Source organism: Allosphingosinicella vermicomposti (genome assembly GCF_003012815.1).
Taxonomy (GTDB): domain Bacteria; phylum Pseudomonadota; class Alphaproteobacteria; order Sphingomonadales; family Sphingomonadaceae; genus Allosphingosinicella; species Allosphingosinicella vermicomposti.
The window spans coordinates 495,285-516,546 of sequence record NZ_PXYJ01000001.1; the positions used below are offsets into that span (position 1 = coordinate 495,285).

General features: G+C 61.8%; 18 protein-coding genes. 9 read left to right on the forward strand and 9 right to left on the reverse strand.

Features of this window, described 5'->3' with window-relative positions; genetic code table 11:
- Window positions 1–4 precede the first annotated feature (4 nt).
- Window positions 5–1,528 carry a helicase HerA domain-containing protein gene (locus tag C7I56_RS02405; RefSeq protein ID WP_280951940.1) on the forward strand — a complete coding sequence of 508 codons (1,524 nt, stop codon included), beginning with the start codon at window positions 5–7 and terminating at the stop codon, window positions 1,526–1,528.
- A 94-nt stretch (window positions 1,529–1,622) separates the two neighbouring features.
- On the opposite strand, the gene dcd is transcribed toward C7I56_RS02405, so the two are convergent.
- Window positions 1,623–2,177: a dCTP deaminase gene (dcd, locus tag C7I56_RS02410; RefSeq protein WP_106639594.1), complete on the reverse strand. Its 555-nt coding sequence runs from the start codon at window positions 2,175–2,177 to the stop codon at window positions 1,623–1,625.
- 62 nt (window positions 2,178–2,239) lie between these two features.
- Window positions 2,240–2,704 (reverse strand): UPF0262 family protein, encoded by a 465-nt coding sequence (locus C7I56_RS02415; protein ID WP_106638939.1) that lies wholly within the window; start codon window positions 2,702–2,704, stop codon window positions 2,240–2,242.
- A 211-nt stretch (window positions 2,705–2,915) separates the two neighbouring features.
- Between C7I56_RS02415 and C7I56_RS02420 the strand changes: the two genes are divergently transcribed.
- Entirely contained in the window at window positions 2,916–4,427 is a 1,512-nt protein-coding gene (locus C7I56_RS02420) for a replicative DNA helicase (protein ID WP_106639595.1), read from the forward strand.
- Window positions 4,428–4,466: 39 nt separating this feature from the next.
- A complete protein-coding gene (locus tag C7I56_RS12230) occupies window positions 4,467–5,291 on the forward strand; it encodes a hypothetical protein (protein WP_158702962.1) in 825 nt (274 codons plus the stop codon).
- 35 nt (window positions 5,292–5,326) lie between these two features.
- Here C7I56_RS12230 and astD read toward each other — a convergent pair whose 3' ends face one another.
- Window positions 5,327–6,781, reverse strand: coding sequence for a succinylglutamate-semialdehyde dehydrogenase (astD, locus tag C7I56_RS02430; protein WP_106638941.1), 1,455 nt, complete (start codon window positions 6,779–6,781; stop codon window positions 5,327–5,329).
- A 32-nt stretch (window positions 6,782–6,813) separates the two neighbouring features.
- Window positions 6,814–8,373 carry a protein adenylyltransferase SelO family protein gene (locus C7I56_RS02435; protein WP_158702963.1) on the reverse strand — a complete coding sequence of 520 codons (1,560 nt, stop codon included), beginning with the start codon at window positions 8,371–8,373 and terminating at the stop codon, window positions 6,814–6,816.
- 61 nt (window positions 8,374–8,434) lie between these two features.
- Between C7I56_RS02435 and C7I56_RS02440 the strand changes: the two genes are divergently transcribed.
- The 6 genes from C7I56_RS02440 (at window position 8,435) to otsA (ending at window position 15,423) form a co-directional block, all read left to right on the forward strand.
- Window positions 8,435–9,301: an alpha/beta fold hydrolase gene (locus C7I56_RS02440; protein ID WP_106638943.1), complete on the forward strand. Its 867-nt coding sequence runs from the start codon at window positions 8,435–8,437 to the stop codon at window positions 9,299–9,301.
- A gap of 66 nt (window positions 9,302–9,367) precedes the next feature.
- Window positions 9,368–10,774, forward strand: coding sequence for an NAD(P)H-dependent flavin oxidoreductase (locus tag C7I56_RS02445; RefSeq protein ID WP_106639596.1), 1,407 nt, complete (start codon window positions 9,368–9,370; stop codon window positions 10,772–10,774).
- A gap of 142 nt (window positions 10,775–10,916) precedes the next feature.
- The gene (locus C7I56_RS02450; RefSeq protein ID WP_106638944.1) at window positions 10,917–11,396 is read left to right on the forward strand and encodes an SH3 domain-containing protein; all 480 of its coding nucleotides are present in this window, start codon (window positions 10,917–10,919) and stop codon (window positions 11,394–11,396) included.
- Between the two features lie 66 nt (window positions 11,397–11,462).
- Window positions 11,463–12,227: a trehalose-phosphatase gene (gene otsB / locus C7I56_RS02455; protein ID WP_106638945.1), complete on the forward strand. Its 765-nt coding sequence runs from the start codon at window positions 11,463–11,465 to the stop codon at window positions 12,225–12,227.
- Window positions 12,224–14,014, forward strand: a complete 1,791-nt coding sequence (locus tag C7I56_RS02460; RefSeq protein ID WP_106638946.1) for a glycoside hydrolase family 15 protein — start codon at window positions 12,224–12,226, stop codon at window positions 14,012–14,014. The genes otsB and C7I56_RS02460 overlap by 4 nt, the downstream gene beginning before the upstream one ends.
- Entirely contained in the window at window positions 14,011–15,423 is a 1,413-nt protein-coding gene (gene otsA, locus C7I56_RS02465) for an alpha,alpha-trehalose-phosphate synthase (UDP-forming) (protein WP_106639597.1), read from the forward strand. The genes C7I56_RS02460 and otsA overlap by 4 nt, the downstream gene beginning before the upstream one ends.
- A 41-nt stretch (window positions 15,424–15,464) precedes the next feature.
- Here otsA and C7I56_RS02470 read toward each other — a convergent pair whose 3' ends face one another.
- From C7I56_RS02470 to C7I56_RS02490, 5 genes are all read right to left on the reverse strand, one after another.
- Window positions 15,465–17,351, reverse strand: coding sequence for an acetyl/propionyl/methylcrotonyl-CoA carboxylase subunit alpha (locus C7I56_RS02470; RefSeq protein ID WP_106638947.1), 1,887 nt, complete (start codon window positions 17,349–17,351; stop codon window positions 15,465–15,467).
- A gap of 76 nt (window positions 17,352–17,427) precedes the next feature.
- Window positions 17,428–17,895: a hypothetical protein gene (locus C7I56_RS02475; RefSeq protein ID WP_158702964.1), complete on the reverse strand. Its 468-nt coding sequence runs from the start codon at window positions 17,893–17,895 to the stop codon at window positions 17,428–17,430.
- Between the two features lie 208 nt (window positions 17,896–18,103).
- Window positions 18,104–19,717, reverse strand: coding sequence for a carboxyl transferase domain-containing protein (locus tag C7I56_RS02480; RefSeq protein ID WP_106638949.1), 1,614 nt, complete (start codon window positions 19,715–19,717; stop codon window positions 18,104–18,106).
- Window positions 19,714–19,968, reverse strand: coding sequence for a hypothetical protein (locus C7I56_RS02485; protein WP_106638950.1), 255 nt, complete (start codon window positions 19,966–19,968; stop codon window positions 19,714–19,716). Before C7I56_RS02485 ends, C7I56_RS02480 begins: the two co-directional genes overlap by 4 nt.
- A 100-nt stretch (window positions 19,969–20,068) precedes the next feature.
- Window positions 20,069–21,223 (reverse strand): acyl-CoA dehydrogenase family protein, encoded by a 1,155-nt coding sequence (locus tag C7I56_RS02490; RefSeq protein ID WP_106638951.1) that lies wholly within the window; start codon window positions 21,221–21,223, stop codon window positions 20,069–20,071.
- Between the last annotated feature and the right edge of the window lie 39 nt (window positions 21,224–21,262).

Consider the following 21,262-nt stretch of genomic DNA (forward strand, 5'->3'; position numbering starts at 1 on the left):
CGTCTTGCCTCGCGCCGCCCAAGCCGTTCAAAGGCGAGGGGTGAGCGTGAAGATCGACATGGGGGCGGACGGCGCGGGCAAGCCGATCGAGATGGATCTCGAAGAATTGCTGGCGACCCGCTTGCTGGTGCAGGGCAATTCGGGCTCCGGCAAGTCGCACCTTCTGCGCCGCCTGCTCGAAGGCAGCGCCGGGACGGTTCAGCAAATCGTCATCGATCCGGAGGGCGATTTCGTCACCCTCTCCGACGCCTTCGGCCATGTGGTGGTGGAAGGCGCCGATTATAGCCTGGTGGAGATTGCCCGCCTCGCCCAGCGCATCCGCGAACATCGCGCCAGCGTCGTCCTCAGCCTGGAAGGGCTGGAGATGGAGGAGCAGATGCGCTGCGCCGCCGCCTTCCTCGGCGCCCTGTTCGACGCGCCGCGCGACCATTGGTATCCCGCGCTTGTCGTGGTCGACGAAGCGCAGGTCTTCGCGCCCGCCGCCGCTGGCGAAGTGTCGGATGAAGCGCGCCGCACCTGCCTTGCCGCGATGACCAACCTCATGTGCCGGGGCCGCAAGCGCGGCCTGGCGGGTGTCATCGCCACCCAGCGTCTTGCCAAGCTCGCCAAGAATGTCGCGGCCGAGGCGTCGAACTTCCTGATGGGTCGCACATTCCTCGATATCGATATGGCCCGCGCGGCCGATCTTTTGGGCATGGAGCGCCGCCAGGCCGAACAGATACGCGACCTTGCGCGAGGTCATTTCCTTGCGCTGGGCCCAGCAATTTCGCGCCGCCCGGTGGCGGTGAAAATCGGCGAGGTCAAAACCTCCGCGCGTACGTCCAGCCCCAAGCTGACACCGCTCCCCGAAGCTGGCGGCGGCGATCTTCAATCCCTGCTCTTCGCGCCGATCGAGGCTAGTCCGCCCCCCCCTCCGCCGCCGCCACCGGCCGTCGTTCCCGCCGATGATCTCATGCGCTCGATCGCAGCCCCGGTCGCCGCGCCTGCCGCCCCTCAGCTTCCGCGCATCGAGGATGAGGAGAAGGAAGAGATCGTCGCCGAGGCCCTGCGCGAAATCGTCGCCGATCCGGTGTCGGCCTTTCAGCAGCCCGCCATCCTCTTTCAGGATTTCGCCACGCGCTGCCGTATGCGCCGCCTCGGCAATCCCGGCCTCGACATTGCCGCTTTCCGCCGCCGCCTCGGCATGGCCAAGGCCGGTATCTTCCGCGAAGATGAGGAAGGCTGGGCCGACGCGCTCGCCATTGCGGGCACCTTGCCCGAAGACATGCTCGGCACCTTCCTCTTCATCGCCCGCGCCGCGCGGGAAGGGGCGGAATGCCCGAGCGACGATGCCATCGCCGAAATTTACGGCACGCGCTCCCCGGGCCGCGTCCGCCGCCTCCTCCAATTCATCGAGGATCAGGGGCATCTGGTGGTGCGCACCGACCTCTCCGGCCGCCGCTCGATCGGCCTGCCGACGCTCGGCTGGACTACCGCTTCGGCGGAGCCGTCACCCGAACCGGTCGATCTGTTCAGCCGCTCGCGCTGAACATCGAGCGCGTTACCCCGGCGAAAGCCGGGGTCTCAGGGCGAAAAAGGCACAATCTGGTCACCAGATTCCGGCTTTCGCCGGAATGACGAAATTAGAGCCGCGGCAAAGTCACCCCGCGCTGCCTCATATATTTGCCCGCCCGATCGGCATAGCTCGTCTCGCAGGGCTCATTGCCTTGCAGGAAAAGGAACTGGCACGCCCCTTCATTCGCATAAATCTTCGCGGGCAGCGGCGTGGTGTTGGAAAATTCCAGCGTGACATGGCCTTCCCAACCCGGCTCGAGCGGTGTGACGTTCACGATGATGCCGCAGCGCGCATAGGTCGATTTGCCAAGGCAGATGACCAGCACATCCTTCGGCACCCGGAAATATTCGACCGTGCGGGCGAGGGCGAAGCTGTTGGGCGGGATGATGCAGCAATCGGTCTTGCGATCGACGAAGCTATTCGCCGCGAAATCCTTCGGGTCGACGATCGCGCTGTCAACATTGGTGAAAATCTTGAATTCGTCCGCCACCCGCGCGTCATAGCCATAGGAGGAGAGGCCGTAGCTGATCGTGCCTTCGCGGCGCTGGCTGTCCACGAACGGCTCGATCATCCCGTCGGAAAGCGCCCGCTCGCGAATCCACTTGTCCGACATGATCGACATGAAAGTCCCCCGAATTTGGATGTAGGCGCAAGCTTTCGCGGCTCCGGCCGCGAAGGGCAAGCCTATTTGATGTGCAGCACGCAGATGAGGGTGAAGAGCCGCCGCGCCGTGTCGAAATCAACCGTGACCTTGCCCTCCAGACACTCTTGCAGCAGCTCGGCCGCATCATTGTGGATGCCGCGCCGCGCCATGTCGATCGCCTCGATCCCTTTAGGAGAATCGGCGCGCATGGCTTTGAAATAGCTGTCGCAGATCGCAAAATAGTCCCGCACCGGCCTCCGGAAGCGAGCAAGGCCGAGCCGCACCGTGTCCAGCAACTCCTCTTGCGCGTCATGGATGTCGATGGCGAGGCGATTATCCTCCACCCGCATCACCACCTTGAACGGCCCGTCCAGTCCGTCCGGTTCGAAACGATTATTTTCGAGGAGGTCGAAGAGCGCGACCTCCTTTTCCCGTTCGACATCGTCATTGCGCCGGATGACCGTCCGCTCGTCCAGCTTGATATCGATGATGCGCGGCTCACCCATCCGCCCCTGTTAGCGCTTGCGGCGGGGTGGTGCCACCATCCTCGTCATTGCGAGCGCAGCGAAGCAATCCAGCGGCACCGAATTGGATTGCTTCGCTGCGCTCGCAATGACGAACTGGGAGCGATGTTACACAGGCTTTTCCAGCATTTCGCCCACAGACATGTGGATGAGCTTGCTAGGCCTCATCCCGCTTTTTCGGTAGGAACGGATGATGGCCAACCCACTGCAACTCGTCGACTCTCCCGCGCCTGAAGCGACCGCGCTCCCGCACAATATCGAGGCGGAGGCGGCCCTGCTCGGCGCGCTGATGATCGACAATCGCCTGTGCGAAGACATTCAGATGAAGTTGCGGCCCGACCATTTCTATGAGCCGCTCCACGCCCGCATTTACGAAGCGATCCTGAAGCTCGTCGACCGCAACATGATCGCGAGCCCCGTCACACTCCGTCCGATGTTCGAGGCGGATGAGGAGATGAAGGAGCTTGGCGGGCCCGCCTATCTCGCCCAGCTCACCGGCTCCGGCGCCGCGATCATCGGCGCGCGCGACTTTGCCGGCCAGATTTACGATCTCGCCCTGCTCCGCGCTTTGATCGGCGTCGGCCGTGAAATGGTCGAAAGTGCCCTCGATACCTCGGAAGAAGTCGACCCCAAGGGCCAGATCGAGGCTGCCGAAGGTGCGCTTTACCGCGTGGCCGAGGAAGGCGGGGGGGAGGGGAGTACCAAGACCTTCGCCCAGGCCACCAAGATGGCCGTCGAGATGGCGGAAAAGGCGCTCAACACCGGCGGCGGCCTTTCCGGCGTCACCACGGGATTGGACACGGTCAACGTCAAGACCGGCGGCCTCCACCCGTCCGACCTTCTGATCCTCGCCGGTCGTCCGGGCATGGGCAAGACCTCGCTCGCCACCAATATCGCGTTCAACGCCGCCCAGCGGCTGGTGCGCGACATGGAAGACGGCATTCCGGCGGAAAAATCGGCGGGTGCCGCGGTCGCCTTTTTCAGCCTGGAAATGTCGGCCGATCAGCTCGCTACCCGTATCCTGTCCGAACAATCGGGCATCAGCTCGGAAAACCTGCGCATGGGCAAGATCAGCCAGCAGGATTTCCGCAACCTCGCCCGCGCCGCTGCGGACCTTGAAAGCCTGCCGCTCTATATCGACGACACGGCTGGCCTCACCATCGCCGCGCTCCGCACCCGCGCCCGCCGTCTGAAGCGCCAGCGCGGCATCGGCATGATCATCGTCGACTATCTCCAGCTGCTCCAGGGCACTGGCAAGGGCGGCGATGGCAACCGCGTGCAGGAAATCTCGGAAATCAGTCGCGGCCTCAAGACGCTGGCCAAGGAACTCAGCGTTCCCGTCCTCGCCCTTTCGCAGCTCAGCCGTGCGGTGGAAAGCCGCGAGGACAAGCGCCCGCAGCTCTCCGACCTTCGCGAATCCGGCTCGATCGAACAGGATGCCGACATCGTGCTCTTCGTCTTCCGCGAAGAATATTATGTCGCCGCCCGCGAGCCCAAGCGGCCCTTGGACGGTGACGACGCCAAGACCTTCGAAGCCCATGAAAGCTGGGCCCGCGACATGGAACGCGCCTACGGCCTCTCCGAACTCATCATCGCCAAACAACGCCACGGCGCCACGGGCAAGGTGAAGCTAAGGTTCGACGCCAAGATCACGCGCTTCAGCGACTATATCGAAGAAGGCTATGCGCCGGAGATGCGGGGGTAGTCATAAGACTACTGCGCTAATTTCAGTCGGAAGGTCGGAATGACTGATAACCTCGAGCTGGTTGATAAGACTTCAGGAAGGGCACAGCGAAACTTTCTAAGCGCATTGGCAATGTTAGGCCACTTGGTGGCATTGTATGATCGTGGGGTATTTGAGTCTGCGCGGCTGATGTCGAATTTGATCTGTCAAATTGCGGTAAAAAAGGCGAATAACTTGCCTTTGCTCAGTCAAGTCGGCGTTGAAGGCATTAAAATAATTGTGGATAGGAGTGCCTTGGGAGCGAGCGTTTTGAACTCTTCCTCTAGCCCCCTTGCAAGCTTATTATTCGGCGGATCTCATGATGGCTCTGGTGGGTATGAGCCTCGAGCACATTGGGTACCACTAGTGTTTCGTTTAAGTCCGCCCGATGGCTTTGTCGAACTATCCATCGACACTTGGTTAGATGATCCGGTTATTCCCACCTCAAATAAGATTATGAGCAGGCGAGATTTGATCATAGCTGTTCGCGATGCAGACGGTGGCGCGCATTCGGATAGTGATCAAAAGTTTCTTAAGCACGTATCGTATATCGAGCTAATAAATTCGTTCCCTATTCACAAAAATAGCGAGGCCTTTGGAACGAATATCTGGAATATGCTTCCACCTGTCATATTGCCAATGCTCAGGCAAATCGCTCACGAACTCCTTTCGTCCGTATATTCTCAAGTCACTGAACTGCGTGACATCATTAATCCTCCCCCAAGCTTAGTCTGCATTTTTGAAGGGGCGGAATTTAGAGGGGCGTTCGCTCCCAAAGGTTATATCGCGCCTGGTAAAGTATACGGAAGGGAGCCAATTTTCTTGGAGTACCCCGTCAGCGTGTAGATGTTCAGCGTGGTGCTGGGGGAAAACGAGGCTGATCAATCCTCAACCATATTCGGGTCTTGCCAATCCCTTAGGCCGGTTGCGATTGCGCCTCTGATCTGTTCGGCTTCCGACGATACGACGGGATAGGCGCAATAATCGGCGGCGTAGTAAGCGCTCGGGCGGTGGTTGCCGCTTAAGCCTACGCCGCCGAAGGGTGCATTTGAAGGCGCGCCGTTCGTGGGTTTGTTCCAGTTGATGACGCCGGCATGGACGAAGGTCCAGAAGCGTTCGAACAGCTCCGGGCTGCCGCCGATCAGGGCGGCGGATAGGCCGTAGGCGGTGTTGTTGGCTTCCGCGATGGCGGCATCGAAATCGGGGACGCGGATGACTTGGAGGATGGGACCGAAGAGTTCTTCGTCCGGGCGATCCGCGACGTCCGTCACGTCCAGGATTGCGGGCGAAAGGAAGGGGAGGGCGGGATCGCGCCGTTCGAGCGGGCGGATCACCGTGGCGCCCTTCGCGACCAGCGCCGCATAGGCTGCCTCCAGCTGATCGGCGGCTATATTGTCGATCACCGGCCCCATGAACGGCGCGGGCTTGGCAAGGGGATGGTCCACGATCATCCGGTCGACAATCTTGAGGAGCGGCTTCAGCAATTTCTGCTCCATCCCGTCCTTGACGATCAGGCGGCGGGCATTGCTGCACCTCTGCCCGGCGGAGAGGAAGGCGGATTGCGCAACGATGGTGGCGACCGCGTCCGTATCGCCCGCATCCCAGACGACGATCGGATTGTTGCCGCCCATTTCGAGCGCGAGGATTTTCTGCGGCGTCTCCGCGAACTGCTTGTGCAGCGACACGCCCGCGCGCGCCGAACCGGTGAACAGCAATCCGTCGATCTCCGGATGCGCCGCGAGTGCCTTGCCTTGCTCCACCCCGCCGATCACGCAGCGGACGACGCCCGCCGGAATGCCCGCTTCGTGAAACATCTTGGTGAGGACCATGCCGGTCGCCGACGTCTTTTCCGAAGGCTTGAACACCACCGCATTGCCCGCAAGCAGGGCCGGGACGATATGCCCGTTCGGCAAATGCGCGGGGAAATTATAGGGGCCGAGCACGGCAAGAACGCCATGCGGCTTGTGGCGGAGCGACACCTTGGCGCCCAACGCACCTTCGAAGCGGTGCTGGGAGCTGCGTTCCGAATAAGCGTTGATGGAAATGTCGACCTTGTTGACGACCGCCTCGACCTCGGTCAGCGCTTCCCACAGCGGCTTGCCGGTTTCGCGGGCGATGAGATCGGCGAAATCATTTTGATGCGCGCGGACTGTATTCGCGAAGCGGCGCAGAGCCTCGGCGCGGACGGCAAGCGGTTCCTGCGCCCAGGCGGGGAATGCGGCGCGCGCGGCGGCAACCTCCGCATCGACATCGCCGATCGGATGTTCCCAGATCGCCTCGCCGGTTGCCGGTTCGATCGAAACGAGTTTTTCCGCGTTGTCGGCTGCGTCAGTCATGCCACTCGCCCCACCATGTTTGGGCAAAAGGGTCAAGCATTGCCCAACGCCTCCCCCATTCGCCGGATCGCGGCGACCTTGGCATGAAGCGGTGCCCAATCGTTCCGCTCGTCAATCGCGCTCCAGATCGCCTCGACCTCCTCGATATGCATGGAGCAAGGCTCGGCATCCGACCAATAAGGATGGTCCGTCGCGCCGGGGGCGGCGTCGTAGCCTGCCACCTGCTCCTTGAAGCCGCGAAATTCAGCGCCCTCATATGGGCCGCCCTCAGCGCTCGACCCGGAAATATCAAACCCGCGCGGGTGGCCACCATCGCCTCGCCCCTTATAAGGATCAAGTCCCTTATAAGGGGTATTCGGATCGGACTGTCCGGTGCTTGAGGGGTTTGGATTGGCGGTGGAATCTCCACGGAGACGCCCGCCGCGCCAGTCAAAGAAAAAGCGGTCGATCGTGACCGTCTTTTCCACAAGCGCATTTTCCATCGCGACGAGCAGAGCGGAGTCTTCCTCCCGATTTTGCGGCACGACGCCGAGCCGGGCGAGCATCGCGGCGGCCAGCTCGGCCCGGAAGAGGTCTGGAAAACTCTCGATCGCGGACGTGAGGGCATCGGCTTCCGCGATCAGGCGCAGGCAGGCGGCGAGCTGAACCAGGTTCCAGTGAATGGCCTCGGGCTGGCGGCCGAACGCATAGAGCCCGGTCTGGTCGAAATAGGCGGCGGTGAAATGTCCGTCCCACATCGGCGTGAACCGCCACGGCCCATAATCGAAGCTCTCGCCCGTCACATTGATATTGTCGGTGTTGAGCACGCCATGAACGAAGCCCGCCGCGATGTAGGAGGCTGCGAGCCGCGCGCAGCGGCGGGCGACATGGGCGAAGAAGCGCGCTATTCCATCGTCTCCCTCGTCTTCTCCGAAAAAGTGCGTGAGGCAATAGCTGACCAGGCGCCGCATCGCGTCCGCATCCTGATAATAAGCAAGCCGTTGGAACGTCCCGATACGGATATGGCCGTGGCTGAGGCGCACCAGCACGGCGGAGCGGGTGGGGGAGGGTTCATCGCCGCGCTCCAGCGCTTCGCCAGTCTCGATCAGAGAGAAGGTCTTGGAGGTGTCGACGCCCAGGGCTTCCAGCATTTCCGTCGCCAATATCTCGCGAACGCCGCCCTTCAGCGTCAGCCGTCCATCGCCGAAGCGGCTATAGGGTGTCGGGCCCGATCCCTTGGTGCCAAGGTCCCGCAAGCGGCCCCGCCCGTCATATAGCTGAGCGAACAGAAACCCCCGCCCATCGCCAATGTCCGGATTGTAGGTACGGAACTGATGGCCGTGATATCGAAGGGCCAGCGGCTCGGGCAGATTGTCCGGCAACGGATCGAACCGCCCGAAATGACGCAGCCATTGCGCGTCGGTGAAGGTATCGAGGCCAACCGACGCCGCGGCGCGATCGTTGCGGAAGCGCAGGATCGTCTGGGGAAAGTCGGCGGCCTTCACGGCGTCGTAAACGGATTCGCCGAGCGAGAGTATAGGCGTCATTGGGCGATATGCGCTGATGGCGGCCATCGCCGCAATAACCGAGATGAGGAGCGGAGGTTTCCCCATCGCTCTTGTGAAGCGTGAATCATCCGTCGATAAATGGGGCTCCAACAAGGGGGCGCAAGGCATGGCGGCATGGACCGACGGATATTGGCAGGCCGGGAATGATCTCCGTCTGCATTACCGCGATTATCCCGGGCGGGGCGATCGTCCGCCGATCCTCTGCATCCCGGGCCTCACCCGCAATGCGCGGGATTTTGAAGGCGTGGCGGCGCGGCTGGCCGGCGATTGGCGCGTCCTGTGCCTCGATCTGCGTGGACGCGGGGATAGCGCCTACGCCAAGGATCCGATGAGTTATGTGCCGCTCACTTATGTGGGCGACGTCGCGGCGCTGATCGACGCGCTGGACCTGAAGCGCTTCGTCCTTTTCGGCACGTCTTTGGGCGGCCTTATCACGATGCTGTTGTCGACTAGTCAGAAGGGTCGGTTGAAGGGCGCGCTGCTCAACGATGTCGGACCGGAGCTGGACGGACGGGGCCTGGAGCGGATTCGCGGCTATGTCGGCCGGTCACAAAGCTGGCCGACCTGGCTGCATGCGGCCCGCTATTTTTCGGAAGTGCAGGGTGAGGTTTATCCGGATTGGACGCTCGATCAATGGCTCATCCATGCCAAGCGGCTGTGCAGGTTGAGCGGTGCAGGGCGCATCGTGTTCGACTATGATATGAAGATCGCCGAGCCGTTCCGGGCGCCGGACGGGCCCATCGGCGTTGACCTCTGGCCAGCCTTAATGGGCCTTAAAGGCATTCCTTCATTGATCGTCCGGGGCGAGCGCTCAGACCTTTTCACCGCCGAAACGGCCGAAAAGATGACCGCGCGGCTGCCGGAGATGGAAAGCGTGACCGTTCCGCGCGTTGGACATGCGCCGACGCTCGAGGAGCCGGAAGCTGTGGCGGGCATTGATCGCCTGCTCGAACGAGTGCTGAAAAGCCTCTGATACGATTTTTTGGCCAATTGGCGATTTCGTCGATATAGGCGCTCGTCGAAAAGCGTGGAGGATGGATTGTTCAAGGGTATTAAGCCGATCCTGTATGCGGGGCGCGAAGTGCTTCCGCTGGTTGAGGGCGGCAAGGGTGTTTCGGCGACCAACCATATGAGTTCGGGCGCCTGGGCAGCTGCCGGAGGAATCGGCACCGTGTCCGCAGTCAATGCCGACAGCTATGACCCCGAAGGCCGGATCATTCCGCAGGTCTATCACGCACTTACCCGCCGCGACCGGCATGAAGAACTGATCAAATACGCCATTGACGGCGCGGTCGAGCAGGTTCGCCGCGCGTTTGAAATGTCGAACGGCAAGGGCGCGATCAACATCAATGTCCTTTGGGAAATGGGCGGCGCCCAGCGTATTCTGCATGGCGTTCTTGAGCGCACGAAGGGTATGGTAGCGGGTGTCACGTGCGGCGCGGGCATGCCCTATAAGCTGTCCGAAATCGCCGCATCTTATGGCGTCACCTATCTTCCAATCATCAGTTCGGCCCGCGCCTTCAGCGCGCTCTGGAAGCGGGCTTATTCCAAGTTCGCCGGTTATTTGTCCGCCGTTGTTTATGAAGATCCCTGGCTGGCTGGCGGCCACAATGGTCTCTCCAACGCCGAAGACCCGCTTGCTCCGCAGGATCCCTATCCGCGCGTCAAGGCGTTGCGCGATGCAATGCGCGAAGGTGGTATTTCGGACAGCGTGCCGATCGTCATGGCGGGCGGCGTCTGGAATTTGAAGGAATGGGACAATTGGATCGATAACCCCGAACTCGGGCAGATCGCATTCCAGTTCGGCACCCGCCCGCTCCTGACGCAGGAAAGCCCCATTCCCGATGAATGGAAACAGCGTTTAATGACGCTGGAAGAAGGGGATGTCCTCCTCCACCGTTTCTCACCGACCGGCTTTTATAGTTCGGCGGTTCGCAATCCTTTTCTGCGCAATCTCGAAGCGCGCTCGCATCGCCAGATTGCCTTTACCAAGGAAGAACTTGGCGATCATGCTTTCCAGCTAGACGTCGGCGTCGCAGGCAAGAAGAATGTGTGGGTGACGAAGGGCGACCTGCTCCATGCGCGCGAATGGTATGCGCAAGGCTTCACGGAAACGCTGAAGACGCCGGACGAAACCCTCGTCTTCGTGACGCCGGAAGAAAAGGCGGTCATCCGTAAGGATCAGGCCGATTGTATGGGCTGTCTCAGCCAATGTGCCTTCTCGTCCTGGGCGGATAATGAGAAGAATTCGACCGGACGCCTCGCGGACCCGCGCAGCTTCTGCATTCAGAAGACGCTTCAGGACATCGCCCATGGCGGCCCGGTCGAGGAAAACCTCATGTTCGCCGGCCACGCCGCCTTCCGTTTCAAGAAGGATCCCTTCTATTCGAACGGCTTCGTGCCCACGGTGAAGCAGCTCATCGATCGTATCGCCGCGGGCGACTGATCCACGCGTCATTGCGAGTAGCGTGGCGACGAAGCAATCCATCTTGCGGCCGGGTCCGGTGCTGCTGGATTGCTTCGCTCGGTCGCAATGATGATATCGTGCGCGCTTGAACCAGCGGCGGCCCATCGGATAAGCAAGTAGCATGAAAAAAAGCGCGATCAGCCTCCTCCTTTTTGCCTGTTTCGCAACCTCCGCCTCGGCGCAGGAGGAGCGGAAGACGCCTTATTGGGCTTCGATCACGGCGGGGAAGGCGATGATGCGGACGGGGCCTGGGCGCAATTATCCGGGCACCTTCCTCTATCAGCGCGCCGATCTGCCCATCAAGGTTCTGGAAGTTTATCCGAGCTGGCGAAAAGTGCAGGATCCGGACGGCACGACGGGCTGGATGCTTGTCCATCTGCTTTCCGATCGGCGGACCGCGCTCATTACCGGCGAAGGCACGCGGCCGATCCATGACAAGCCCGATGCGTCGTCGGCCATCCGCTATCGCGCGGAACCGGGCGTTGTTGGCCGCATATCAAAATGTGACGACGGATGGTGTCGCATCGATGTGAAGGGGAAGCAGGGCTTCATTCGCGTTTCCCATTTTTGGGGCACCGATCCTGGTGAAGCGATCGATTAGGGGACCGCACCCGTCAACGGCGGGATTTTGGGAACAGCTCTGCGTTTCGTGCTTTGAAGGGGCACGATGCAGGGGCCTACATTGTCATTTAACCTCACCCCGCCGCCGCCTTCGCTTCTGGACGGCGCGGCGCTCTTCCTCGATTTCGATGGGACGCTCGTTGAACTGGCGGAGGCGCCGGACGAGATCCATGTCCCCGCGGAATTGGGGCCGCTGCTCGGCGCTCTTTCGCGGAAGCTCAAGGGGCGCCTCGCCCTCATCAGCGGGCGGGGCATCGCCGATATCGACCGCTATGTGCGCTGCTCGAACCTCGCTGTATCGGGATCGCACGGGCTGGAACTGCGCTTCGCCGATGGCCGCATCGTTGCGCCCGACCTGCCGCCTGAAATTGCCATAGCGCTGGAAGCCGTGGAAGATTTCGCGCGCGGTGTTGAAGGGATGGTTGTCGAGGACAAGAGCTTCGGTGTCGCTCTCCATTATCGGAAGGTTCCCGACATCGAGGGGCGCGCCCAGGCATTCATGGATGAGATTGCGCGAACAACGGGCCTTCGCGTTCAGCACGGCAAGATGATGACCGAACTCCGCCCCCATGGTGCGGACAAGGGCGATGCGGTCCGCGCATTCATGACGGAACCGGAATTTGCCTCCGCGCGTCCTGTCTTCGTGGGAGACGACCTAACAGACGAACATGCCTTCGCGGCGGCCGCCGAGCTGGGCGGCGCCGGCGTGCTGGTGGGCGCCGCACGGCCGACGGCGGCGCTCTGGCGCCTCGATAGCGTCGCATCCGTCGCGCGCTGGTTGAACGGTTTTGCCGATGGAGGCGCGTTGTGAGCAATCTGTCGCTATGGCCGATCGGCAATTGCCAGGTCAGCGCGCTCGTCGATGGAAATGCGGGGTTCGTTTGGGGGTGCGCGCCACAGGTCGATGGCGACCCGCTTTTCTGCTCGCTTCTCGACCCGAAGGGCGACAGCGCCCTGCCGCGCGGGGAATGGCGGATTGCGCTCGAAAATCAGGTTCATGCTGAACAGCGCTATCTCCGTAATACGCCGATCCTGGTGACGAAGCTGACCGACGCGGATGGCGGCGCCGCCGAGATATTCGACTTCTGTCCGCGGTTTTTTCGTTCCGGTCGTATGTACCGCCCGGTCGCGTTTGTGCGCATCGTGCGCCCGGTGGCGGGCACGCCCCGGATCCGCATGCAGCTCAATCCCGCGACCCATTGGGGTGGGGAGGATGCGGAGCGGACCAACGGCACCAATCACATCCGTTATCTTCTGAAGCCACAGCCGCTTCGTCTTACCACCGATGCTCCTGTGGGCCATGTATTGGAAGGGCGCTGTTTCCGGCTCGAAAAATCCCTTCATTTCTTCCTGGGCCCGGATGAGCCGTTCAACGGCAATGTCAGCCACGTGCTTGCCACTATGCTGCATGAAACCGCCGACCATTGGCGCGAATGGGTGAGGGGGCTCGCCATTCCGCTGGAGTGGCAGCATGTCGTGATCCGCGCTGCGATTACGCTGAAGCTGTGCCAGCACGAACAGACGGGCGCGATCGTCGCGGCGCTCACCACATCCATTCCGGAGGCCGCCAACAGCGGCCGCAACTGGGATTATCGCTATTGTTGGGTGCGCGACGCTTATTACACGGTGCAGGCACTTAACCGGCTGGGCGCGCTTGACGTCTTGGAGGGCTATCTCGGCTATTTGCGCAATATCGTAGACGACGCCAAGGGCGGGCATATCCAGCCGCTTTACGCCGTAAGCGGCGCGGCGAAGCTGGAGGAATGGGAGGCCGACGCGTTGGCAGGGTATCGCGGCATGGGCCCCGTCCGGGTGGGCAACGCCGCTTATACCCAGATTCAGCACGACGCTTATGGACAGATCATCTTGTCTAACGCCCAGGCCTTTTTCGATCAGCGCCTGTTCCGGATCGCGACCGAGGCGGATTTCGCGTCGCTGGAAAAGGTTGGTGAGCGGGCGTGGGACATGCACGATCAGCCCGATGCCGGGCTTTGGGAATTCCGGACGCGAACCTCCGTCCACACCTATAGTTCGGCGATGAGCTGGGCCGCCTGCGATCGGCTTGCCAATGCAGCCGTGGCTTTGGGACTTGAAGATCGCGCGGCAGTGTGGCGGGACAGGGCCACCAAGGTTCGCGCGCGGATCGAGCAGGATGCGTGGGTGGAAGAGGAAGGGCGCTTTGCCGCGACGTTCGGGGGGCAGGAGCTCGATGCGAGCCTCCTCCAGCTTGCCGATATCCGTTTCGTCGAGCCGCGCGATCCCCGTTTTACTCGCACAGCCGAAGTGGTGGAAAAAGGGCTGCGGCGCGGCGAGCACATGCTCCGCTATGCCGACGAGGACGATTTCGGCTTGCCCGAAACTGCTTTCAACTTCTGCACCTTCTGGCTCATCGAAGCGATGCATCTCACCGGCCGCACCGGCGAGGCACGGGAGCTCTACGAAAAAATGCTGGAGCGGCTGACGCCCGCTGGCCTTCTTTCCGAGGACACCGATTTCGAAACCGGTGAATTATGGGGCAATTATCCGCAAACCTACAGCCTCGTCGGATTGATCAACTGCGCGGTGATGCTGTCCCGCTCGTGGAGTTCTATCCGGTGAGCCGCCTGATCGTTATCTCGAACAGGGTTTCCCCGCCCAAAGCCGATAGCGCCGCCGGGGCGCAGGGGGGGCTAGCCGTGGCGCTTGGCGCGGCGCTTCGCGAATATCGGGGCCTGTGGTTTGGCTGGTCAGGAAACCGCACCGACGAATTTACCGGTCATATCGAATTGCAGCGCGCCGATGGCGTCACGACTGCGACGATCGATCTCGAAGATCAGGACGTTGACGAATATTATAACGGCTATGCCAACCGCACGCTTTGGCCGCTTTTCCACTATCGTATCGATCTTGCCGAATATGACCGGAGCTTCGACGCGGGTTATCAGCGGGTCAACGAACGCTTTGCCGATACGGTCAGCCCGCTTATCGATCAGGACGACCTGGTGTGGATCCATGATTATCATCTGATCCCGCTAGGCCAGAAGCTGCGTGACCGCGGGCTGAAGAACCGGATGGGCTTCTTTCTCCACATCCCTTGGCCGCCCGGGCGCCTGCTCGTTTCACTGCCCGACCACCAGAAATTGGTGCGGTCGCTCCTCGCTTATGACGTGATCGGCTTCCAAACGCAGGAATGGCTGGAGGCATTTCGCGATTATGTGGTCCGCGAACTTGGCGGAACGTTGGACCCGGACGGTACACTTCACATCGGTCATCGCAGCGTACACATCGCGGCTTATCCGATCGGCATCGACTTTGCCGATTTTACCGATGCCAGCCGTTCTGACGAAGCCGAGCAAGCCTATGCGCGGCTTCGTGACAGTGCGGCAGGCCGTAAGGTGCTGATCGGCGTCGACCGGCTCGATTATTCCAAAGGGCTGCATGAGCGTTTCTCGGGTTATCAGCGTTTTCTCGAAAACAATCCGGATAAGCGCGAGGACGTCTTCCTTCTCCAAATCGCGCCGCCCAGCCGGGGTGAGGTTTCGACCTATGAGACAATCCGCGAAGAGCTGGATGCACTTTCTGGCCGCATCAATGGCGAGTTTGCGGAAATCGACTGGGTGCCGATCCGCTATGTGAATCAGGGCTATCCGCGCGCCGATCTCGCCGGTTTTTACCGCGCGTCCCAAATTGCGCTCATCACGCCGTTGCGCGACGGCATGAACCTTGTCGCCAAAGAATATGTCGCGGCGCAAGATCCTGATGATCCGGGCGTTCTCATTCTATCCCGCTTCGCTGGCGCGGCTCTGCAGTTGAAAGACGCGTTGCTCGTCAATCCGTACAGCGCCGATGAGGTGAGCGATGCCATCAAGACGGCCCTGGAAATGCCGCGCGAAGAACGCATCCGTCGCTGGAAGGCAATGATGGAAAGCGTGGAGAAAGAAGATGTCGTCCAGTGGCGACTGGATTTCGTGAAGGCGCTGGGAGGCGAGAGCGCGCGAGAGCCCGAACCGGCCCCTGCGGGAAAATGACGCCTGTCTTAGCTTAAAAGGGTACTCGTCCTGCCCGACGATCACTCCGCCTTTTCGATACGAACTAGCAATGTGCCTTCGACCACTTGCGCACCTTCGCTAGCGTTGAGTTCGGCGACCACGCCGTCGAAGGGCGCGGTGAGGCTGTGTTCCATCTTCATGGCTTCCAGCGTGACAAGCTTCTGACCCTTCGTGACCGTATCGCCCTGCCGTGCATCCACGGCGATGATGCGGCCGGGCATGGGGGAGATGAGCGAGCCGTCGCCGGCAACGCCGCCACCTGCGCTGCCGCCCGCGCCCGGAAGGGTGAAGGCGAAGGCCTGGCCTTCAGAGAAGACGAGGACGGCATTGCCGCCGGTCGTCGCGATGCCTTCGGGTTCGGCTTCGTCCGGGTCGATGAGCCGGGTCGCGCCGCCATGCGCGAGAGCGACCGTACGATCATCATCGGCATTGGCGCGGAAGCCGGTGAGGCCTGCCCAAGGATCGGCGCCGATGCCGGCATTGCCATAATCGGACGCCAGCAGCGCATTGGCGGCCAGCGACCAGATGCCGTCGGTCGGCTCCGTACCCGGAACCAGATCGTCGATCCGTGAGGGGATGAACGAGGTTTCGACATCGCCCGCGCGGAAATCCGGATGGGCGGCGGCGCGTTTCAGGAAGCCCGCGTTGGTCTTGACCGGCCAGACTTCGACCTGGTCGAGCGTGTCGACCAAGCGGTCGATCGCCTCTTCGCGCGTCGAGCCGGTGGCGATCAGCTTGGCGATCATGGGATCATAATAAGGGCTGATGCGGTCGCCTTCCTCGACACCAGTGTCGATACGGATCGAGCGGCCCAGCACGAAATGGTCGAGGCGGCCGGTGGAGGGCAGAAATTCGTGCGCGGGATCCTCTGCATAGAGGCGCGCTTCCATCGCCCAGCCGTTGATGGCGAGTTCGTCCTGGCGCTTGGGGAGCGGCTCGCCGGATGCGATGCGGAGCTGCCATTCGACGAGGTCTTGCCCGGTGATTTCCTCCGTCACCGGATGTTCGACCTGCAGGCGCGTGTTCATTTCCATGAACCAGATGCGGTCGGGGCGGAGGCCCGCCGATCCGTCCGCGATGAATTCGATCGTGCCCGCGCCGACATAGTCCACGGCCTTGGCGGCCTTCACGGCGGCTTCGCAAACGGCGGCGCGTGTGGCATCATCCATGCCGGGCGCGGGGGCTTCCTCGATCACCTTTTGATGGCGGCGCTGGAGCGAGCAATCGCGTTCGAACAGGTGGACGATATTGCCTTGGCGGTCGCCGAACACCTGCACTTCGATATGGCGTGGGCGTTCGATATATTTTTCGATGAGGACGCGGTCGTCGCCGAAGGAGGAGGCAGCCTCGCGCTTGCAGGAGAGGAGCATGTCGGCAAAGTCGGACGCAGCGTTAACCTTGCGCATCCCCTTGCCGCCGCCGCCCGCCACGGCCTTGATCAGGACGGGATAGCCGATGGTGTCGGCTTCGCACTGGAGGCGATCCGGCGATTGATCGTCGCCAAGATAGCCGGGCGTGGTGGGCACGCCCGCCGCGTCCATCAATTTCTTGGCGGCGTCCTTCAGGCCCATGGCGCGGATCGAGGAAGGCTGCGGGCCGACCCAGATCAGGCCTGCCGCGATCACCTTTTCCGCGAAATCGGCATTTTCGGACAGGAAGCCGTAGCCCGGATGGATGGCCTCCGCGCCGGTTTGCTTGGCGGCAGCGATGATCTTGTCACCGATCAGATAGCTTTCACGCGCTGCCGACGGGCCGATATGCACGGCCTCGTCCGCCTCCCGCACATGCAGCGCCTTCGCGTCCGCGTCGGAATAAACGGCGATTGTGCGAATGCCGAGCCGCCGGGCGGTGCGGATGATCCGGCAGGCAATCTCGCCCCGGTTTGCGATGAGGAGGGATTGGATCATGATAGGGCACCGTGCAAAGTCCTCGCCGCTACGGGCAGGATAATTGGGGATCGTGGAAGAGGCCGCATTTTGCCGTTCAATCGCTTGCCGAGGCGCTGATCACCACGAGGCGACCGCTTGGCTCGTTCACTATGGTGAAGAGGAACGTGCCCCAATATTCTGCGCCGGCATTGAAATAGTCCGACAAACGGGTGAGATCGTAACCGCTCCAGTTGCGGATCCGGTGACGGTCGCCAGGTTGAAGGATCAGATCGTTAATTTCGCGGAACATCGCCTCTACGACGGCATAACCGGAAAGGAGGCCGAGCGGCGGCTGAGAAAAGGCATAAGCGTAGTTGCCCATGTCATGCGAAGGATGTTCGGGGCTCCAACCACTAGGGAAGCGCCGCCGCACCTCCAGTTCGGAATAGCGAGGATTGGTGCGGCGCCCCATGCCTTCGATTTCACCTGAACCCCGCAAGATTAACCCGTTGGAGGCCGGATCGTACCATTCACCGAGAAAATTGAGGCGGTCGATGGGCGAGCCGATCATTGTGTCGAGCACCGCCGGGTCGAATAGCGGCCTGTCACCTGGCCGCCAACGCCTGCCGCGTGTGGCAAGCAATTCAAAATGGCTCGCTACGGCCTCTCTCAAACAGGAGGCGTCATCGCTTCCCCCATCGAAAAAGCTGTACTCGACTACGACGCCAATATTTTGCGCACCGACAATCGCAACGGGCAATGAAGAAGGTTGGAGCAACATTGTCTTCACCTCACATTCTAAACACGCCGAACTGAGCGCGTTCAGGGATGGGGGCGTTCAAGGTGGCCGCAAAGGCTAGGCCGAGGACGTCGCGGGTCTGTGCTGGGTCGATGATGCCGTCGTCCCAGAGGCGGGCTGTGGCGTAATAAGGATTGCCTTCGTCCTCGTATTTCTGGCGGATCGGAGCCTTGAAGGCTTCGGCTTGCTCCGCATCCCACGTGTCGGCGTCGCGGTGGACGGTGGCGAGAACGCTCGCGGCCTGTTCGCCGCCCATCACGCTGATGCGACTGTTGGGCCAAGTGAAAAGGAAGCGCGGGGAATAAGCCCGGCCGCACATGCCGTAATTGCCTGCCCCGAAGCTGCCGCCGATCAGCACGGTGATCTTGGGCACCTGCGCGGTGGCGACGGCGGTGACGAGCTTGGCGCCGTGCTTGGCGATCCCTTCCGCCTCATATTTGCCGCCGACCATGAAGCCGGAGATGTTCTGGAGGAACAGCAAGGGCGTGCGGCGCTGGCAGGCGAGTTCTATGAAATGCGCGCCCTTTTGCGCGCTTTCCGAAAACAGGATGCCGCTATTGGCGAGGATCGCGACCGGCATACCCCAGATGCGGGCAAAGCCGCAGACGAGGGTCGAGCCGTAGAGCGGCTTGAATTCGTGGAATTCGCTGCCGTCTACGATCCGCGCGATGACTTCGTGGACATCGTAGGGCGTGCGGACGTCGTCGGGGATGATGCCGTAGAGATCTTCCGCGTCATATTTGGGCGGAACCGGATCGCTAAAGCCCGTGCCATGCTTCTCGACTTCGCTCGAAGCGAACGGAAGGCCGAGATTGGCGACGATGTCGCGGACGATGGCGAGGGCGTGTTCGTCATTTTCGGCAAGGTGATCGACCACGCCGGACTTGCGCGCGTGGAGGTCGCCGCCGCCCAAATCTTCGGCACTGATGACTTCGCCGGTGGCGGCCTTCACCAAAGGCGGGCCGCCGAGGAAGATTGTGCCCTGATTGCGGACGATCACGGTTTCGTCCGACATTGCGGGGACGTAGGCGCCGCCTGCGGTGCAGCTGCCCATCACGCAGGCAATCTGGGCGATGCCCTGGCTCGACATCTGCGCCTGATTGAAGAAGATGCGGCCGAAATGCTCCTTATCCGGGAAGACTTCGGCCTGGTGGGGCAGGTTCGCGCCGCCGCTATCGACGAGGTAGACGCAGGGGAGACGGTTCTGAAGGGCGATTTCCTGGGCGCGGAGATGCTTCTTCACCGTCATCGGGAAGTAGGCGCCGCCCTTCACGGTGGGATCGTTGGCGACGATCATTACATCGCGGCCCGACACGCGGCCGATGCCGCAGATCATACCGGCGCCGGGCGCTTCGTTCCCATACATTCCGTTTGCGACAAGCTGGCCTACCTCAAGGAAAGGCGAGCCGGGATCGAGAAGGCGGGTGACGCGATCGCGGGGGAGGAGCTTGCCGCGCGAGACGTGGCGTTCGCGATGCTTTTCGGGGCCGCCTTTCGCCGCCTCCGCAACCTTCGCGCGCAATTCTTCCACCAGCGCCCGGTTATGCGCGGCGTTGCGGCGGAAGGCTTCGGCCCCGTCATCGATCTTGGAGGTGAGAGCAGTCATACCGGCCGCTTTCTAATGAGGTAGCGGTAAACGCCAACCAGGTTGATACAGAGCAGGATCGTGTTCTGGACCCAGAGCGCGCCTTCATTGTCGGTCAGGCCATAGGTGATGAAGGCGACGGACGAGGTGCAGAAAAGGACCATCGCATAGCCGGTCACCTTCCGACCGAGATCGAGGGCGACGAGAAGCGCTGCAAAGGCCGCGCTGCCCGCCGCATACCATTCGACGATTTCGACGAGCTTCTCGCTCACACTTCCTCCGTCACACTGGCGAAAGCCGGGGTCTGGGGACGGAAACGCGCCCTTTCGTCATGAGATTCCGGCTTCCGCCGGAATGACGGGGGGAGGGGCATCATGCAGCGCCGATGAGTTCGCGGCCGATCAGCATGCGGCGGATTTCATTTGTGCCCGCGCCGATATCGAGAAGCTTGGCGTCGCGCAAGTAGCGTTCGACCGGCCAATCCTTGGTATAGCCCGCGCCACCCAAGGCCTGGATGGCTTCGAGCGAGGTCTTCACCGCATTTTCCGACGCGAGCAGGATCGCACCTGCGGCGTCGAAGCGCGTCGTCTTGCCCGCATCGCAGGCGCGGGCGACGGCGTAGACATAGGCGCGGGCCGAGTTCAGCGCGACATACATGTCGGCGACCTTGGCCTGGATGAGCTGGAAACTGCCGATCGGGTTGCCGAACTGCTTGCGCTCGCGAACATAAGGCAGGACGACGTCGAGGCAGGCCTGCATGATTCCGAGCTGGATGCCCGCAAGGACGGTGCGCTCATAATCAAGGCCGGACATGAGGACGCCAACGCCGCCGTTGAGCGGACCCATGACATTTTCTTCCGGAACTTCGCAGTCGTTGAAGACGAGCTCGGCGGTCGGCGAACCGCGCATGCCCATTTTCGGGATCTTCTGGCCGATCGAGAAGCCCGGCATGTCCTTTTCGATGATGAAGGTGGTGATGCCCCGGCTGCCCTCGCCCGTCTTCGCATAGACGACGAGCGTGTCGGCATAAGCCGCGTTGGTGATCCAGAATTTGGTGCCGTTGAGGACGTAGCGGTCTCCCTTCTTCTCGGCGCGCATCTTCATGCCGACAACGTCGGATCCGGCGCCCGCTTCGGACATGGCGAGGCTGCCGACATGTTCACCGCTGATGAGCTTGGGCAGATATTTCGCCTTCTGCTCCGGGTTCGCCCAGCGGCGGATCTGGTTGACGCAGAGGTTCGAGTGCGCGCCGTAGGAGAGGCCGATCGAGGCGGAGGCGCGGGCGATTTCTTCCTGCGCGACGACATGTTCGAGATAGCCGAGGCCGAGGCCGCCAAGCTCTTCCTCGACAGTGATGCCGTGTAGGCCCAGCGCGCCCATTTCCGGCCAGAGTTCGACCGGAAACCAGTCCTCCTCGTCGATCTTCGCGGCCAAAGGCTGGATGCGATCGGCGGCGAAACGGGCAGTGGTCTCGCGGATGGCGTCCGCCATCTCGCCGAGCGCGAAATCGAGTCCGAAGTCGGACATGTGAGGCCTCTCCTTATTTTGATCCGGCCCTAGCGTGGG